The sequence below is a fragment of the Azospirillum fermentarium genome (assembly GCF_025961205.1).
GTDB classification, from domain to species: Bacteria; Pseudomonadota; Alphaproteobacteria; order Azospirillales; family Azospirillaceae; genus Azospirillum; species Azospirillum fermentarium.
Map to the genome: position 1 here is coordinate 623,783 of NZ_JAOQNH010000003.1, position 17,616 is coordinate 641,398.

14 protein-coding genes and 1 pseudogene are annotated in these 17,616 nt (G+C 69.0%); 3 read left to right on the forward strand and 12 right to left on the reverse strand.

What is annotated here, in order from left to right; all coding sequences use genetic code 11:
- Positions 1-92 precede the first annotated feature (92 nt).
- Both M2352_RS23090 and M2352_RS23095 read right to left on the reverse strand, forming a co-directional pair.
- The gene (locus M2352_RS23090; RefSeq protein ID WP_264666881.1) at positions 93-1,094 is read right to left on the reverse strand and encodes an aromatic/alkene monooxygenase hydroxylase subunit beta; all 1,002 of its coding nucleotides are present in this window, start codon (positions 1,092-1,094) and stop codon (positions 93-95) included.
- Positions 1,095-1,153: 59 nt separating this feature from the next.
- Positions 1,154-1,390, reverse strand: coding sequence for a phenol hydroxylase subunit (locus M2352_RS23095; RefSeq protein ID WP_264666882.1), 237 nt, complete (start codon positions 1,388-1,390; stop codon positions 1,154-1,156).
- Positions 1,391-1,738: 348 nt separating this feature from the next.
- On the opposite strand from M2352_RS23095, the gene M2352_RS23100 reads away from it, so the two are divergent.
- The gene (locus M2352_RS23100; protein WP_264666883.1) at positions 1,739-3,562 is read left to right on the forward strand and encodes a sigma-54-dependent Fis family transcriptional regulator; all 1,824 of its coding nucleotides are present in this window, start codon (positions 1,739-1,741) and stop codon (positions 3,560-3,562) included.
- A gap of 57 nt (positions 3,563-3,619) precedes the next feature.
- Here the strand turns inward: M2352_RS23100 and M2352_RS23105 are convergent, their stop codons facing one another.
- Positions 3,620-4,327, reverse strand: a complete 708-nt coding sequence (locus M2352_RS23105) for a GntR family transcriptional regulator (protein WP_264666884.1) — start codon at positions 4,325-4,327, stop codon at positions 3,620-3,622.
- Between the two features lie 438 nt (positions 4,328-4,765).
- Between M2352_RS23105 and M2352_RS23110 the strand changes: the two genes are divergently transcribed.
- Complete coding sequence (locus M2352_RS23110) at positions 4,766-6,865, forward strand: sulfatase-like hydrolase/transferase (RefSeq protein ID WP_264666885.1); 2,100 nt, start codon at positions 4,766-4,768, stop codon at positions 6,863-6,865.
- A gap of 107 nt (positions 6,866-6,972) precedes the next feature.
- On the opposite strand, the gene M2352_RS23115 is transcribed toward M2352_RS23110, so the two are convergent.
- The 8 genes and pseudogenes from M2352_RS23115 to M2352_RS23150 all read right to left on the reverse strand — a co-directional run bounded on the left by M2352_RS23115 (position 6,973) and on the right by M2352_RS23150 (position 15,963).
- A complete protein-coding gene (locus M2352_RS23115; protein WP_264666886.1) occupies positions 6,973-9,294 on the reverse strand; it encodes a TonB-dependent hemoglobin/transferrin/lactoferrin family receptor in 2,322 nt (773 codons plus the stop codon).
- Between the two features lie 65 nt (positions 9,295-9,359).
- Entirely contained in the window at positions 9,360-9,911 is a 552-nt protein-coding gene (gene hutX / locus M2352_RS23120) for a heme utilization cystosolic carrier protein HutX (RefSeq protein WP_264666887.1), read from the reverse strand.
- Positions 9,912-9,998: 87 nt separating this feature from the next.
- Positions 9,999-11,453 (reverse strand): sensor histidine kinase, encoded by a 1,455-nt coding sequence (locus tag M2352_RS23125; protein ID WP_264666888.1) that lies wholly within the window; start codon positions 11,451-11,453, stop codon positions 9,999-10,001.
- Complete coding sequence (locus tag M2352_RS23130) at positions 11,440-12,111, reverse strand: response regulator transcription factor (RefSeq protein ID WP_264666889.1); 672 nt, start codon at positions 12,109-12,111, stop codon at positions 11,440-11,442. Before M2352_RS23130 ends, M2352_RS23125 begins: the two co-directional genes overlap by 14 nt.
- A 57-nt stretch (positions 12,112-12,168) precedes the next feature.
- Positions 12,169-12,939 (reverse strand): annotated as a pseudogene (locus tag M2352_RS23135) (ATP-binding cassette domain-containing protein); the annotation flags it as partial.
- A gap of 71 nt (positions 12,940-13,010) precedes the next feature.
- Positions 13,011-14,105 (reverse strand): FecCD family ABC transporter permease, encoded by a 1,095-nt coding sequence (locus M2352_RS23140; RefSeq protein ID WP_264666891.1) that lies wholly within the window; start codon positions 14,103-14,105, stop codon positions 13,011-13,013.
- Positions 14,102-15,001, reverse strand: coding sequence for a heme/hemin ABC transporter substrate-binding protein (locus tag M2352_RS23145; RefSeq protein ID WP_264666892.1), 900 nt, complete (start codon positions 14,999-15,001; stop codon positions 14,102-14,104). The genes M2352_RS23140 and M2352_RS23145 overlap by 4 nt, the downstream gene beginning before the upstream one ends.
- An 11-nt stretch (positions 15,002-15,012) precedes the next feature.
- The gene (locus tag M2352_RS23150; protein WP_264666893.1) at positions 15,013-15,963 is read right to left on the reverse strand and encodes a ChuX/HutX family heme-like substrate-binding protein; all 951 of its coding nucleotides are present in this window, start codon (positions 15,961-15,963) and stop codon (positions 15,013-15,015) included.
- Between the two features lie 287 nt (positions 15,964-16,250).
- On the opposite strand from M2352_RS23150, the gene M2352_RS23155 reads away from it, so the two are divergent.
- Positions 16,251-17,423: a zinc-dependent alcohol dehydrogenase gene (locus M2352_RS23155; protein WP_264666894.1), complete on the forward strand. Its 1,173-nt coding sequence runs from the start codon at positions 16,251-16,253 to the stop codon at positions 17,421-17,423.
- A 15-nt stretch (positions 17,424-17,438) separates the two neighbouring features.
- Here the strand turns inward: M2352_RS23155 and tatA are convergent, their stop codons facing one another.
- Positions 17,439-17,603, reverse strand: a complete 165-nt coding sequence (tatA, locus tag M2352_RS23160; RefSeq protein ID WP_454464573.1) for a twin-arginine translocase TatA/TatE family subunit — start codon at positions 17,601-17,603, stop codon at positions 17,439-17,441.
- Positions 17,604-17,616 lie beyond the last annotated feature (13 nt).

The following is a 17,616-nucleotide window of genomic DNA, read 5'->3' on the forward strand; positions in this document are numbered from 1 at the left end:
CGCGGAGTTCCTTTGCGGATGCGCGTGTGACATGAAACATGACACGTCCCCTGACATGAAACATGAAAGGCATCGTGTCATGAAAGATGAAATCAGACGGTCAGACCAAGGGCCTTGGCCCGCGCCGTCAGCGCCGCCACGGCGTCGGCCACCGCCGCGGCCCCGGCCTCGTCCCCCAGAACACGGGCGGCCAGCGGGGCGGCGGCTTCGCCCATGCGGGCGGCCCAGTGGCCGAACCAGCCGGACAGCAGCGCCCGGTTGGCGTCGGATTCCGCCGCCGCGGTCTTGATCACCGCATCCACCCAGCGGCTGTGCTCGGTGAACCAGTCGGCCATGAATTCGGTCAGCATCGACAGCCCGGTGGCGCCGCGGCGCTGGCCCGCCACGTCGAAGGTGCCGTAGACCAGCGGGTAGAGAACGCCGTCCATCACCAGATGCTGGGCCACGAACAGCTCGAACCAGTCCTTGGTCACCATGCTGTCTTCCATCACCCGGCGCAGGCCCTGCCATTCCGGCGCGTCCATCCACCGGGTCTTGGCCTGTTCCAGGAGCCGGCCCGAGTTGCCGTCGAGCAGCAGGCCGATGCGCCCGATGATCTGCGCCATGCCCAGATGGTCGCCGGCGGCGAAGATGCAGGGGATGGTCACCGCCGCCCCATAGCCGCGGTCGCACATGTCGGCGCTGTTGTTGTTAGCCCCCCATTCCATGTGCCGCAGCGGCAGCAGGTAGAAGGCCACGGTGTCGCGCCAGTCCGCGTCCACCTGCGCCAGCAGGTTGCGCTTTTCCACGAACTCGAAATTGGATTCGGTGTTCTGGTACTGGGCGGCGCGGGCGATGTTGTAGCTGGCGTAATAATACTGGCGCGGGTCGCGCAGCGCGTACCAGTCCGCCATCACGATGGCCGTGCGGCGGGGGTCGTAGTGCCAGTGGTCGGCACCCCACAGCGGCTTGTAATGGAAATTGCCGGTGGCCTGGATGTCGAAGGTGGCTTCCTCGTACCGCGACGCCGGCTTGTCGGCCCCCAGGCGGCGGGCGATGTGGCCGAAGGTCTGCCGGCGCGGCTCCACCTTCAGGGTCTTGATCTCGATGGTCACGGCGTTTCCTCCTTGGTGTTTTTTGGCTTGGTGTTTTTGGCTTGGTGTTTTTTGGTTCTTCAGGTCTGGCGTTCGGGGGCGCGGTAGAGGCCGGCCAGCCGTTCCGGCATCGGCGCCTCCCCCTCGGGGGGCAGCATCACCGCCCTCTCCCGCCGGCAAAATTCGTCGAACGCGGCGAAGGGCATGATGAGTTCGACGCTGAGATCCCGGTCCCCCACCGAATAGTCGAACTCGACGAAGCGGTTGCGGCGGATGCCGGTGATGCGGACCGTGGGCGGCGACAGCGCGGTGGGCATGGCGTTGCCTTTTCAAAAGGTGAAAACCGGCGGGTGATCCCGCCCCCTTAAGCGCAAGCGCCATGCCAAACCCGCCGCCAATGGTATGCGGATGAGGATTTTCGTTTTCTTTCAAGGATATGGCCCGACAGCCCGGTGCGTACCCGTGCCGGAGGCACCGGGGCGGCGTTGATGAAATCATCACGCTGCACCGCCGTTGCTGCGAATGCGAAATGATGATTTCCGCAAGGCCGCCCGAAACCTTTCGGTTGTTGCGCCGGACGGCCCCGATCCCGTAGGCTACGGACAAAACCGGATGGCCGCCGGACCAACGGCGCCGCGGATCAGGTCGCTGGAGGAAGCGCCCCCTTGAGTTCACCGACCAGCCGGTCCGAGCGCGGCGGACGTGCCGCCGGGTCTGCGCCCGCACCGCCGTCCACACCGCTCATCCCCCCCCACATCGTGGACGAGGCGGGGGCAAGCATGCCCGATCTGGCCGACCTGTCGGCGCGCCTGCGCTTTTGCCCCGGCGACGGGCGCATCTGGCTGGGCGACCACCGGATGCTGATGGTGCATCTGGCCGCACTCGTCGAATTGCGCCGCGAACTGGTGGGTGCGCTGGGGGCGGAGGCGGCGCGCGGCCTGTTCACCCGCATGGGCTATGCCTCGGGCTGCAAGGACGCGGAGGTGGCGCGCCAGATCCGACCCGGCAGCGAGATGAGCGCCTTCTACGTCGGCCCGCAGATGCACGGGCTGGAAGGCATGGTGCATGTGGAGCCGGTGCGGCTGGAGGTGGACATCGCCGCCGGGCGCCACTACGGCGAATTCATCTGGCACAGCTCGGCGGAGGTGGATGCCCACATGGCCGCCTTCGGCGTCAGCGCCGAGCCGGTGTGCTGGATGCAGATCGGCTACGCCTCGGGCTACACCAGCATCTTCATGGGCCAGCCGATCCTGTACCGCGAGGTGGAATGCCGCGGGGCCGGCGGCAAGCACTGCCGCATCATCGGCAAGCCGGTGCATGAGTGGGACGACCCCAACGGCGATCTGGTCTATCTGCAGCGCGATGGTCTCGCCACGCTGATCCGCGGCGTGCCGGCCCCGCGGCTGTCCACCCTGGGCACCGACCCGGCCCGCGGCACCGGCGGCGAACCGCGGCCGCCGGGGCTGGTGGGGGTGTCGTCGGGGTTCCTGGCCGCGTACCACCTGCTGGAAAAGGTGGCGCGCACCAACGCCTCCGTGCTGTTCCTGGGCGAAACCGGGGTGGGCAAGGAGATGTTCGCCCGCTCCCTGCACGGCATGAGCAACCGGGCCGGCGGCCCCTTCATCGCCATCAACTGCGCCGCCATCCCCGACAACCTGATCGAGGCGGAACTGTTCGGGGTGGAACGCGGCGCCTACACCGGCGCCACCCAGACCCGCCCCGGCCGGTTCGAGCGCGCCCACGGCGGCACCATCTTCCTGGACGAGGTGGGCACGCTGAACCTCGCGGCCCAGGGCAAGCTCTTGCGCGTGCTGCAGGAGCGGGAGGTGGAACGGGTCGGCGGCACCGAAACCCGGCGGGTGGACGTGCGCGTCATCGCCGCCACCAACGTCAACCTGCGCGACGACATCAAGCGCGGGGCGTTCCGCGAGGATCTGTTCTTCCGCCTCAACGTGTTCCCCGTGCGCATCCCGCCGTTGCGCGAGCGCAAGGAGGACATCGCGCCGCTGGTGCGGCACTTCCTGCTGAAATACACCGACCGCCACGGGCGCGCGGTGCAGGGGATCACCGACCGCGCCATGCGCCGGCTGGTGGATTACGAATTCCCCGGCAACGTGCGCGAACTGGAGAACATGATCGAGCGCGCGGTGATCCTGGCCCCCGACGACGGCAGCGCCATCGACATCGGCCACCTGTTCGCCTGCGGCGACGAGGTGGAGGCACCGTTCTTCGGCGTGGTCGATCCCAGCGGCGCGCTGGTGGACGGACGCGACCCGCCCGCCCCGGCCACACCGTCCGCGGCGGGCCTGGACGACCCCGGCCATGTGGTGGATGCCATCCTGCTGCGGGAAATTCCGCTGGACGAACTGGAAAACCGCATCATCGAAACCGCGGTCAGCCGCGCCGACGGCAATCTGGCCGAGGCGGCGCGGATGCTGGGCCTGTCACGGGCCCAGCTTGCCTACCGCTACCGCAAGGGGCGGGAGTAAGGAACGAAAAGCCCGACAAGCTCTCTCCCGCCCCGGGGAGAGAGGGAGGGATCGTTCTCATCCCCCCGTCGGCGTTCCGAACCAGCTTCCGTCACGGATGCCGTTGGCAAGCTGATCCACCGTGTTGCCGATGTGCCGGGCCAGCAGCCGGGCCGCGCCATCGGCATCGCGGGACAGGGCCGCCTCGTACAGGCCCAGATGCTCGGCGTGGACGTCGCGCTGCCCCCGCCCGCCCAGCAGGGCCAGACGGCGGTAGCGCTGGTGCTGCTTATAGAGCCGGCGGTTGACGTCCATCAGCCGGCGCAACGGGCAGGCGGACACCAGCGCCGCGTGGAAGCCGGCGTTGCACTGTTCCCATTCGCCCAGGAAATCCCGCGGGTTGTCGAAGGCCAGCGGCTCCACCGCCGCCAGCCGCTCGAACGACTGGTGAATCTGCCGCCGCCATGAATCGCCGCCGCAGGCGATGGACTGGCGCAGCGCCTCGGTTTCCACCACCACGCGGGTGGCGGTCAGATCCTTCAGGTCGGCCAGCGACACCGGGGCCGCCCGCACCACCCCGTTTTCCACCACCACCAGACCGTCGCCGGCCAGCCGCAGCACCGCTTCCCGCACCTCCGACAGGGCCACCGCCCGCTGTTCGGCGATATCGTCGAGAACGATCCGCGCCCCCGGAGCGATGCCGCCCGACAGGATGCGCTCTTCCAGCCATTGGCCGGTACTGCAGGGATCGCCGATCACCGTCATCGTCTGCTTGGTCATGAGCATGAGTGGGCTTGAGCCGCTGGCGGTTGTGCCGGACAGGCGGCGGGGGTCTTCAGCGTAGTACGTCCCGGCCCTATACGGCAATCCCCGAAGGAAAGACGGCTTCCGGGGAATATCTGCCGCCGCCGCACCGGTGCCGCATGGGACATGCGCAGAACACACGGATCGGCAACCATCAAGACATGTTTTCAAATATATTTCGCATATGCGAAACATACCAGCGTCATCAATAGCAAGAAATATTGTTAAGTCAATATTCATAATAATATTCATTGACGAATATTCGATTATCCGGCTATTTTTATTTTAAATAAAAATACGAAAGAATTCAGAAATACCTTTCTGGTGGCTGGGCGATTCCTGCATTCGGCCAAAGAAAATTTGCGCCCGCACCCGGTCAACCGCTTTCCCTTCCCTCCCCTGCCCGAAGGACCATGCGTCATGAGCAAGAGCACGCAAACCGCTCAACCCAACATTCTGATGATCGTCGTGGATCAGTACCGGTATCCACGTTTTTCCTATGGTCCGAAGCAGGGGCTGGCCGAGCCGCTGAAGGAAATCCTTGGGTTCCGGGGGCCGTCGGAGCTGACCCACAATGATTATACCCAGTATTTCCCCGGTCTGACCCGCCTGCGCAAAAACGCGGTGGCGCTGCACAACCATACCATCGGGTCCAGCGCCTGCACCCCCAGCCGGGCGGTGATGTTCACCGGCCAGTACGGCACCCGCACCGGCGTGACCCAGACCGACGGCATGTTCAAGGACGGCAACGCCGTGCAGTTCCCGTGGCTGAAGGCCGACGGTTATCCCACCATGGGCCACTGGATGCGGGCCGTGGGCTATTCCACCCATTATTTCGGCAAGTGGCACATCAGCAACCCGCGCGGCCATTCCCTGGAACGCTTCGGCTTCGCCGACTGGGAACTCTCCTATCCCGAACCCCACGGGGCGGCGATCAACAATCTGGGCGTCTACCGCGACCCCGGTTTCGCCGACAACGCCTGCCTGTTCCTGCGCCGCCGCGGGCTGGCGCTGCCGTACGATTACGGGGTTTCGGAGGATGAGGCGCGGATCGGCGACGGCACCCAGGCGACCGATGCCGCCCTTCGCCCGTGGTTCGCGGTGGTGTCGTTCACCAACCCCCACGACATCGCCACATATCCCACGGTGATTTCCCAGGCCCTGCCCGCCATCCCGGAAGGGGATGCGGCGCCGGAGGAGGGCAAGACCCAGCCGGTGTTCGGCCCGCTCGACGTGCCGCTGGAAGGCCAGATGTCGCCCCCGCCCAAAGAGGGCACCATGACGATGCCGCTCAACCCCGGCGGCTTTCCGCAGGATTGCGCCGGCGGCATCCCCACCTGGGACGAGGATCTGACCTCCAAGCCCTCGTGCCAGCATGACGCGGCGTACAAGATCGGGCTGGCCCTGTCGGCCAAGTCGAGCCACGGTGCCGTCAGCGGTGCCAAGGACGCCGTCACGGCGCTTCTGGACGAGATCATCCCCGGCAAGCACCCGCGGCCGATCAAGGACCGCTGGGGTGCGGCGGTGGATCTGGCCCTGAAATTCACCATCCCGTTCCAGCTTTCCGCGCACCCCGAGGATTACAGCATCCAGTTCCTGCAGTTCTATGGCTGGCTGCACTCCCAGGTCGATCCCCAGATCAACCGCGTGCTCCAGACGCTGGAGGAAACCGGGCAGGCGGACAACACCATCGTGCTGTTCATGGCCGACCACGGCGAGCTGGGGGCCGCCCACAACATGATGCTGGAAAAATGGCACGTCGCCTATGAAGAGGCGGTGCATGTGCCCATGGTGGTGCGGTTCCCGGCCGCGATCCACGATCAAAACGGCGCGCTGAGCCATGTGAACGCCGTCACCAGCCACGCCGATCTCGTGCCCACCGTGCTGGGCCTGACCGGCGTCGATGCGCAAACGCTGAGCGATGCCGCCTCTGCACTGGCCGAACGCCACACCATGGCCCCCCTGCCCGGCGTCGATCTGACCCCGGTGCTGAAGAGCCCCGACACCCCGGTCACCTACCCCGACGGCACGGCGCGCGAAGGCGTGCTGTTCATCACCGACGACGAGGTGACGGAACCGTCCGAGCACGGGCGCCTGACCCAGCCCGATTACTACGATGCGTACGAGGTCTATTGCGAAACGGTCCAGGCGGTGCGCACCGGCACCCATGGCGTCATCACCGCCGTACCGTCCCTGGCCGACGGCCCGGTGTGCCAGCCCAACCACATCCGCTGCGTGCGCACCCGGACCGCCAAGCTGTCCCGCTATTTCGACCCGGCGGACGAGACGAACGTGGAATGGGAGATGTACGATCTGGTCAAGGACCCCAACGAGGTGACCAATCTGCTGCAGGTGAAGGGCGACGCCCCCACGGCGCGCACCGATCTGGACAAACTGCCCGGCTGGTACGATGCGGCCACGGTGCAGGCCGACGCCGACCACCTTCACACCCTGCTGAAAACGCTGGAAGCACGTGACCTGCCCGTCCCGCTGCCGGGCGAACTGGCGGTTCCGGCGTAATACGAACGGCCTCAATCGCCGGCGGGGCCATCCGGCTCCTTGGCTATCGCGCCCATGGGGGGCCGGCCCTGCCAGTCCGGCCCCCCCCGCCCCGATCCCCGGTGCGCTTACCACTTCACCGTGGCGTGCACCAGGAAGGAACGCCCGGCTTCCAGATACCGGCGGCGGTCGGACGCGGTTTCCGACACGCCCACCACGTTCAGGTAATTGTAATAGCCCGCGTTGAACAGGTTGTTGACCGACGCCCCCAGCGACAGATGGTCGGTGGGGTTGACGTACGCCGCCAGATCGACGGTGGTGTACGACGGCGCCTTGAGATAGGTGGCGGTGCTGACGTCGTTGCCGTCCTTGGCCATCACATGGGTGGTCATCACCCTGGCCCCCCACAGGTCGTCGTCGGCGGTGTAGGACAGGCCGGCGTTGAGCGTCAGGGGTGCGACCTCGTCGATGGCGGTGCCGGCGTCGATGTCGAAGCCGCGGGCGAAGGCCGCCGCCCCCGTCAGCGACCAGCCGGGCCGGAAGCGCCATTCGCCCTTGCCCTCGATCCCGAAGATCTCGACGTTGGCGACGTTCTGCGACTGATAACGCAGCAGGCCGGTGCTGCTGGTCCCCACCGCCCGCTGGGCGATGAAGTTCTTGTAGCGGTTATAGTACCCCGACACCTGGAAGCTGGACCCGCCGGAGAACTTGCCGCGCAGGCCCGCCTCCACCCCGTTGCTGGTTTCCGGCTCCAGATTGGCGTTGGGCAGCACCTCGTACCCATAGGTGGGGTTGGAGAAGCCCAGGTTGGCGTCGTCGTACGGCGGGGCGCGGAAACCGTGGGCATACTGCCCGAACAACGCGTATTCCCCGGTCAGGTCATAGGTCAGGCCGAATTTCGGCGACAGCGCCACCTTGTCCAGCTTGGACGGCACCGACGAGGGGTTGGACGCCAGATAGGCCGCATCCACGTCCGGTTCCATGCGGTAGTAATCGACGCGCAGGGCCGGCACCAGCCGCAGCTTGCCCACCGTGATCTCGTCCTGCACATAGGCCCCCAGCATCAGCGTGTCGGCGTTGGGGAAGGTGCGGCTGGGATAGGTGTCGCCGTTGTAGCTCTTGGCGGTGGCGCCGGTGGTGGTGTTGATCAGCGTCACGTCGCGCATGCGCTCGGTGTGGATCACATCGGCGCTGAGGCCGTAGGACAGGGTGTTGGGAACCCCGAACCACCCGGTGCCGGTGCGCAGGTTGAGTGCGGCACCGATGATGCGCTGTTCGGATTCGTTGCTCGTCTCCTCCCGCAAGGTGGAGCGGGCCGGGAACAGGGTGTTGGTGGAGGTGCTGACGGTGGACAGGCGGGTGCGGTTTTCCTCGTGGGTGTAGCCGGTGGCGTAGACCCGCCAATCAATGTGGTCGATGAAGCCGATGGGGGCGTCGTGGGCGTGCTCGATCCCGACGCGCCAGCGCCGCGCCTCGTCATCGCTGGTGGAATCGGCGATGGTGCCGCGGGTCATGCGCATGGGCGCCATGGAAAAGATATAGCTGGCGCTGCCCCGGACATCGTTGCGCAGGGTGGTGTCGGTATCACGGTGGAAATATTCCCCCGTCACCGTCACCTTGTCGGGGCCGTGGTGCCACACCAGCTTGGCCAGGGCGTTGTTGCCCTGGTAATCCTGCGGGTTGCGGAAATTGCCGTCCTTGGATTTGTACTCTTCCCCGTCGCGGCGGGTGTAGAGGCCGAGCAGCGAGAAATCCCCCGACCGCATCGCCACCGTCCCCGTTTCGGAGAAGGACGAATCCACGCTGTCGTACAGGCCCTTGAGCGAAGCGAAGACATCCTTGCCCGGACGCAAGTAGTCCTCGGGGTCTTTGGTGACATAGCCGACCACCCCGCCCAAGGCATCGGACCCGTACAGGGCCGAGGAGGGCCCGCGCACGATCTCAATCTGCTTCAGCGCGTCGAAATCCACCACGTCGCGGCTGTAGCCCGCCGAGGGCGCCGCGGACGACGGGGTTTCCGGCAGGCGGGTGCCGTCGATCTGCATCAGCACCCGGTTGTTGGTGATGCCGCGGATGGCGAAGCCGCCGGCCCCGGCGCGCACGGGCGAATTGCTGACCGCCACCCCCGGCTCATAGCGCGGAAGATCCTGAAGCCGGTGCAGCCCGCGCGTGTCGATCTCCTCCTCCCCGATCACGGAGATGGTGGCGGTCGCCTCGTCCACCCGCCGCTCGCCCCGGTCGCCATAGACCGTCACCGCGTCGAGGAAGGTCGCCGGAGCCGGCTGGGCCGCCACCTGGACCGGCGTCTGGGTCCGGCCCGGCGCCGATTGCGCCAGCGCCCCGGTGACCGCCAGGGTCAGCGCCGGCACCGACAGCCACAGCGCCCGGCGCCACCGCCCGGCCCGCGGCCGCCCTGCCGGAGGATGGGCCACGTTAGGGGATTGGGTCATCTCCGTCTCTCCTTCACCTTACCCTGTTAAGCTATTAATTATTATTCGTAATTGATGGGCGTGCGTCAGCCGACACCGGGACCGCACAGCCGGGCCTGCAGCGCGGCAAAGCGGTCCACCTGATCGGGCAGAAGCTGGCGCCTGTCGTCGCGGCCCACGAAGATCTTGAACATCGCCGCCCCGTCGCCGTTGAAAAACACCACCGCACAGCTTTCACTGTTGCCCATGAAGGGGCGGCGGACGAAACCGACGGCGGTGCAGCGGTCCAGCCGGATGTGCCCGCCGATGGGGCTGCCGCCGGCCAGGTTGAAGTAGCCGCGCCCGAACTGGCCGCGCGGCAGCGGCCCCTTGCATTCCAAAATCAGGTCGGGGCTGTGGACCAGCACGGTGACCGGCCCCCATGCGGCGATGTCACCCATCACCGCTTCGGCCTGATCCCCCGGTGCGAAGGCGCGGAAGGCGGCGGGAAGGCAGGCGGTGACGGTGTGCAGGCTGACCCCCGCCTCTTCCGCCACCGTTTCCAGCACCCCGCCCGGTTCGGCGGCCAGACGGGCGCGCAGGCTGGCAAGGGTATCCTCGGGGGTGGCGGTGCAGGCATCGGTGCGGGCGTCGGGCATGGCGTATCCGTGGCGTGAGGGTGCGTTACAAATTGAGAATAATTCGCATTTGCGTTTTATCTCAACAACGCTTCCCTTAATTCCGCTTCATCTTCCCGGCGGCGGACGGGTGGGTGCTGCAGGGTGCTCGGCGTGGCGGCCCAGGCGGATCACCGCGCGCAGGCCCGGCCCATTGTCCTCCAGCAGCAATGCACCGCCGTGCAGCGTGGCGATGGCCCTCACGATGGCCAGCCCCAGCCCGTGCCCCGGCACGGTGCCGCTGGGGTCCAGGCGGAAGAAGCGCTGGACCGCCAACGCCCGCTGCCCCGGCGCCAGCCCCCGCCCGCGGTCGGCGATGCACACCTCATCCCACCCGTCGCGGACGGCGGCGGTGAGCGTGACGGCCCTGCCGCCGGGGGCATACTTCAGGGCGTTGTCCACCAGATTGGCGGCGGCCTGGAACAGCAGCGTGCGGTCGCCGCGGATGCGCAGGCCAGGGGGGGAGTCCACCGCCAGCACCACCCCGCCATCCTCGGCCAGCGGCAGATAGGACTCGCGGATCTCCGTCAGCAGATCGGCGGCGTCCAGCGGCTCCATCGCCATGGCGCAGCGGCCGGTTTCGATCTCCCCCAGCCGCATGATGGCGCGGAACAGATGCTGGATGCGCCGCGTCTCCTCGATCCCCTCTTCCAGCTCATGGCGCAGGGCGTCGTCGGGGCAGTTCTCGGCGATGGTCACCAGCCGGTTGTGCAGGTGGGTCAAGGGCGTGCGCAATTCATGGGCGATGCTGCCCGACACGCTCGACACCTCCTCCACCAGCCGGTTCACGCGGTCGAGCGTGCTGTTGACCGCCCGTCCCAGGCTGGCGAATTCGTCGTCGCCGGGGCCGGTGGCGATGCGCCGGCTGCGGTCGCCGCCGGCGTAGCCGGCCAGCGCCTCGTTGATCGCCCCCACCCGCCGCAGGGTGGCGGAGCTGAAATAGACCCCGAACGACACGCTGGTCAGCAGGAACACCAGCACCCCGGCCCCCGCGGCCAGCGACACCGTGCGCATCTGGTCCAGCATGGGCTGGATGTCGTAGGCGTTGATCAGGCGCCCGCCGTCGGCCAGCGGCACCGCCAGCCCCTGGACCGTCGCCCCCTCCCCCCGCCCGTCGATGCGTCCGCTGCCGCAGGCGGCGGGGCGGGCGGGATCGCAGCCCAGCACGGCCAGCAGCCGCGGCGTCTCGGCGGTTGCGCCGTACAGCACCCGGCCCTGGGCGTCGATGACCAGCCGCTTGCGGGCGGTTTCCGGTTCCAGATGCTCGCGCCGGCGCAGTTCCGCGGCCAGATCCGCCGCCCCGCCGAACCCGCCGAGCTGGCGCTGGGTTTCGGTATCGCGGGTCAGCAACTGGGCCACATGGTCCTTGACCACCCCCACCAGCAAGGTGCGGCTCCACAGCACCGCCCCCACGGTCACCACCACGAACACCGCACCGATGGTCATGGTCTGGCGGAAGCTGCGGGTGTCGAGCAGGGGGCGGACGTACCGCCGCCAGCCGCTCCCGACCTTATCCCAGGGCATAGCCGATCGCCCGCACGGTGCGCAGCAGCGGCGGGCTGAAATCCCGGTCGATCTTGCTGCGCAGCTTGAACATATGCACCTCCACCAGGTTGGTCTGGGGGTTGAAGCCATAGCCCCACGCCTTTTCCAGCAGCATGCTGCGGGTGACGGTCTGGCCGGCGTTGCTCATCAGGATGTGCAGCAGCTTGAATTCCTTGTCGGTCAGGTCGATGGGCACGCCCTGGCGCGTTACGTGCCGCTCGCCCACGTCCATCACCAGATCCGCCACCGTCAGCCGGTCGCCGGGGGCGGCCATCACCTGCCCGTGGCGGCGGGCCAGATGCTCCAGCCGCACCAGCAGTTCGGCGAAGTCGAAGGGCTTGCCCAGGTAATCGTCGGCCCCGGCCCGCAAGCCCGCCACCCGGTCCGACGTCTCGTCCAGGGCCGAAAGCACCAGCACCGGCGGGTGACGGGTGCCCTCCAGCCGTTTCAGCACCTCCATCCCGTCCAGGATGGGGAGCATGCGGTCGAGCACCACCACGTCGAACGCTTCCCGCCCCAGCAGGTCCAGGGCCGCCGCCCCATCGCGGATGCAACGGCAGGCGTGGCCCGCCCCGTTCAGCTTGGCCCCGATCCAATAGCTGACGGCGGCATCGTCCTCGACGACCAGAACGCGCACGTCCCCTCCTCCCTGCCCGCCCCTGCGGCGGGCCTGCATCAGTGTCCGTGAGCGATATTAAGAATTACTCGCAATTCTGTCGAGGGAGGATGGAGTGGCGGGCGGCTGGCCGGTGGCGGCATAGATCCACCCCGCCCCGTCCGGGGCCGGCAGCCGGACGAAGCCGGTGGCGAACACCCGCTCCAGCACCGGGACCGCCAGAGCGTCCATGGGGCCGCTCCACGCCTCCCGCCCGCCGGCCAGCAGCAGCCCGTGGTCGCAATAGCGGGCGGCGAGGGTGATGTCGTGCAGGATGACGGCGCATCCGCCGCCGGTCCGCGCCACCCACGCGCGGGCGGCGCGCAGCAGGTGGTGCTGGTGCGCCGGGTCCAGGCTGGCCGTCGGTTCGTCCAGCAGCAGATAGGGCGCGCCCTCCACCCCCCGTCCCCCGGCGGCAAGCTGGGCCAGCGCGCGGGCGAAGGCCACCCGCTGGCTTTCCCCGCCCGACAGGTGGGGCAGCAGGCGCCCGGCCAGGGACAGGGCGTCGGCGGCGTGCAGACACTCGGCGATCAGCCGCCGCCGCTCCGCAGCACCCAAGGGACCGGTTTCGGTGGCGATGGTCATCACCTCGTCCACGGAAAAGGCGAAGCCCGCGGACGGGTGCTGCGTCACCAGCGCCCGGCGGCAGGCCAGATGGCGGGGCGGCAGGGTGGCAAGCGCGTGCCCGTCCAGCCGCACCCGGCCCGCCGACGGCGCCCGTTCCCCCGACAGAACCGACAGCAGCGTGGATTTCCCCGCCCCGTTGGGGCCGAGGACCGCCAGCATCCGCCCCGGCTCCACCGCCGCCGACACGCCCGTGAGCAGGCGCGCCCGGCCGGCGGTGACGCAAACCTCGTCGGCAGTCAGCATCGCTGTTCCCTTCATGCCGTCAGACGCCCGCCGCGCGACCGCAGCAGGGTCAGGAACACCGGGGCGCCCACGGCCCCCAGCAACAGCCCCACCGGCACGTCCGCCGGGGCGGCGATGGTGCGCGCCGCGGTGTCGGCCAGGATCAGCAGCGTGGCTGCCGCCAGGGCGGTCGCCGGCAGCAGCCGACGGTGGGCCGGCCCCAGCCACAGCCGCATCATGTGCGGCACGATCAGCCCGACGAAGCCGATCAGCCCCGACACCGCCACCGCGGCCCCCACCCCCAACGCCACCAGCAGCACCGTGCGCACGGCGAAGCGGTGGGGGTCGAGGCCCAGAAGAAAGGCGTCCCGCTCCCCCAGGGCATAGAGGTCGAGCCGCCGGGCGTTCGCCATCAGCCCCGCCGCCGCCAGCGCCATCAGCGCCAGGGCCGGGGCGGCCTGCGCCCACCCCGCCCCGCCGAAGCCGCCCATCATCCAGAACGTCATCTGCCGCAGCGCCAGATCGTCGCCCAGATAGCTGCACAGCCCGATCCCGGTGGCGCCCAGGGCGTTGACGGCGATGCCGGCCAGCAGCATGTCGGCGGCGGAGCACCGCCCCGCCCGCCGGGCCAGCATCAGGATCAGCACGGTGGCCGACAGCGCGCCGAGAAAGGCCATGGCCGGCAGCAGCACCGCCAGCGACACCCCGCGGGCGGCGAGGCCGAAGCCCGACACCCCCAGCACCATGGTCAGCGACCCGGCAAAGGCCGCCCCGCTCGACACCCCCACCAGCCCCGGATCGGCCAGCGGGTTGCGGAAGATGGCCTGCAGCGACGCCCCCGCCACCCCCAGCGTCACCCCCACCGCCGCCGCCAGCACGATGCGCGGCAGCCGCAGCGTGACCAGCACCGCCAGATCGCGGGACGACAGCGGCGTTCCCGGCAGCCCCATGGCCTGGGCCAGATGGGAGACGGTTCCCCCCAGCGGCACCGCCACGCTGCCGCTGGACAGCGCCACCAGCACCGCCCCCAGCAGGGCCGCCAGCAACAGGCCCAGGGCGGGAACCAGCGGCGGACGGCGGGCGCCGGGCGAAACGGCGGGAACGGGGGCGGACAGGTCCAGGCTCATGGCGTCATCCCTTCCACGGTGACTCCCTGGGCGGCCAGCAGGGCCGCCACCGCGTCGGGCGAGCGGGGGCCGAGACCGACGAACAGGCCGCCGTCGATCACCACCACCCGCCGGTCACGGGCCGCCGGGGTCATGGCAAGCTGGGGCAGCGACACCAGCCCGTCGATCCCGCCCGAGCGGTCCACCAGCGACCGCCCGACGAGCAGGATGTCCGGTTCCGCCGCCAGGGCGGCTTCCGCCGACAGCGGCGGGAATTCCCGCTCGCTGTCCATGGCGTTGCGGGCGCCGGCCAGGGTAATCAGCGTGTCGGGCACGGTGCCCCGCCCCGCCGCCATCATCCCCCCCGGCCCGCCGCCCACCAGACACAGCACCCGCGCGCCGATGGTGCCGGTGCGGGCGCGCCGGGCGGCGTCCACCGCCGTGGCCAGGGCGGTGAATTTCCGCTCCACCGCCGCCGCCAGCCGCTCGCCCTCCGCCGGGCGGCCCAGGGTGCGGGCCACGGCGGCGATGCGGGCGGACAGGCCGGGCAGCCCCGGCGCGTCGGGGATCGTTTCCACCGCCACCCCCATGGCGCGGAGCTGGTCGAAGGCGGCGGGCGGCCCCGCCCCCTCCACCGCCAGCACATGGGTGGGGGTCAGGGACATCAGCCCCTCCGCCGACAGGGTGCGCATATAGCCGGCGTCAGGACGGGCCGCGGCCTCGGCGGGGTAGCGGCTGACGGTGTCGCGGGCGATCACCGCCTCCCCGGCCCCGAGCGCGAAGGCCAGTTCGGTGACCGGCGCCCCGATGGTGATGAGCCGCAGGCCGTCCGCCGCCACCGCCGCCGGGGAGAGAAGAGCCCCGGCGGCGGCCAGCGCTGCGGCCACACGGCGCAGGCAGGGTCTGAGCGTTGCCATGATGCCCGCCGTCAGGCGGCGGCAGCGGTCAGGGAGGGCAGGCTTTGGGCCAGCGCCCGCCATTCGGCGCGCTCCGGCTTGTCCTCGTCCCGCTGGCCGCAGAGGATGGCGCAATTGTCGCCGCGGCTGTCGTAGAGTTCCACCGTGGTGATGCCGCCCTTGTCGGTGGGCTTGTAGACCACCCAGGCGGTTGCCAGACCCGCCGTATCGCACGCCAGACGGAAGCCGGGATCGTCGATGCCGAGCGTTCCGCCCGTGGTCCGCACGGTGGTCAGCGTGCCGGTGTGGATCTGGATGCAACCGGCGTTGCCGGCGAAGATCATGATCTCCAGCCCGCAATCGCGCACCGCGTCCAGCAGCGGCGCCAGCGACGTCACCGGCACCGCGCGGGCGAAGTCGGTGCCGGCCAGCCGCATGGCCTGCAGCCGCCCGGCTCCGAACCGTTTCAGCATGGGATGGAATTCGTGGACGTCGGTCATCGAGGCCCAGGCGGCGCGCAGGGCCGGCACGTCGATGGCGGCGTCATCGGACAAGGATGAGGACGGGGATGAGGACGGGGATGGGGCGGCGTCCGGCGTCCCGTCCACGGGCAGCGGCTCCTGCCCGGCGGCGGTGTGTTCGGCGACGAAGGCGTCCCACGCGGCGGCGTCGGTGGCGCCGGTGCGGTGGATGGCGTGGACCGGGCGGCCCAGCCCGTCATGGACGCGGATCACCCCGGCGGCGGGATCATGGACCGTCTGTTGCCAATGGCCGGGAAACACCCGCAGATCCACGTCGCGGTTCAGCACGATCACCGCCGGCCCCATGACCGAGACGTTGCCGAACGTCCCCACCTTTTCATGGACCATGACGGCGTTGGTGGTGACCACGCGCACCGGCCCCAACGCTTCCAGGCGGGACAGGGCCGCCGCCCAATCGACGGAAAGACGGACGGGGCGATGGGCGGACAGGGAGTCGGACATGGGCGGGAATCCTTTTCGGACGGGGCGTGTGGGATGGGGCCGGCAAAGGGCCGTAACCCCGGTGCGATCTCTCCTCAAATGATTATGAAAAGCATTCTCACTGGCAAGCCGGGGTTCATTAACCGGCTTTAATCGCTGCGCTCCGATCCCGGCCCCGGCTCCGGTGTAGACGCCGATGGAAACGCCCGCACGCAGGGACGGGATGGTTCCCCTTCCCGGTTGTTGTTCCTGGCTCAACCGGCCGCCCTCTCCTCCCCCCTCCCGTTCCCCTCATCCCGGAGCACAGCATGAAAGCCCTGGTCTGGCACGGCACCGCCGACATCCGCTGCGAGACGGTTCCCGATCCCGTGATCGAGCACCCCCGCGATGCCATCGTGAAGGTCACCGCCTGCGCCATCTGCGGCTCGGACCTGCATCTGTACGACCATTTCATGCCCGGCATGGAAAAGGGCGACATCATGGGCCACGAGTTCATGGGCGAGGTCGTCGATGCCGGCGCCGACGCCCGGAACGTCCTGAAGACCGGGGAACGGGTGGTGGTTCCCTTCACCATCTGGTGCGGCGAGTGCGACCAGTGCCGGCGCGGCAATTACTCCGTGTGCGAGCGCACCAACCGCAACAAGGCGATGGCCGACAAGATGTTCGGCCACACCACCGCCGGCCTGTTCGGTTACACCCACCTGACCGGCGGCTACCCCGGCGGGCAGGCGGAATACGTGCGCGTCCCCTTCGCCGACCGCACCCATGTGAAGATCCCCGACGGGCTGAGCGACGAACAGGTGCTGTTCCTGGGCGATATCCTTCCCACCGGCTGGCAGGCGGCGGCCCAGTGCGACATCCAGCCGTCCGACACGGTGGCGGTGTGGGGCTGCGGGCCGGTGGGGCAGATGACCATCCGCAGCGCCGTCCTGCTGGGCGCCCGGCAGGTCATCGCCATCGACCGGGTGCCCGAACGGCTGGCCATGGCCAGGGCCGGCGGCGCCATCACCCTCAATTTCGCGGACGAAAACGTCGTCGAGCGGCTGAACGAGCTGACCGGCGGCAAGGGGCCGGAGAAATGCATCGACGCGGTGGGCATGGAGGCGCACGCCACCGCCACGCTGGATTCCCTCTACGACCGGGCCAAGCAGGCGCTGATGCTGCAATCGGACCGGGCGCACGTTCTGCGCGAGATGATGTACGTCTGCCGGCCCGCCGGCACCCTGTCGATCCCCGGCGTCTACGGCGGGCTGATCGACAAGGTGCCCCTGGGCATGGCGATGAACAAGGGGCTGACGTGGCGCATGGGCCAGACCCACGTCAACCGCTGGACCGGCGATCTTCTGCGCCGCATCCAGGAAGGCCAGATCGACCCCTCCTTCGTCATCACCCACACCGCGGGGCTGGACAAGGGGCCGGACATGTACAAGACCTTCCGCGACAAGCTGGACGGCTGCATCAAGGTCGTGCTGAAGCCGTGAACGGCCGGCGGCCCGTCAGGGCAGGGCCTTGGGCGTGCCGTCCCCGTCCTTCAGGCCGGCCTTGAAGGCCCTCACGCCCTTGGCGAGGTCGCCCATCACGGCGGGCAGCTTGCCGGCGCCGAACAGCAGCAGAACCAGCACCAGAACCACCATCCAGTGCATCAGGCTGAAGCTTCCCATCATTCTCTCCATC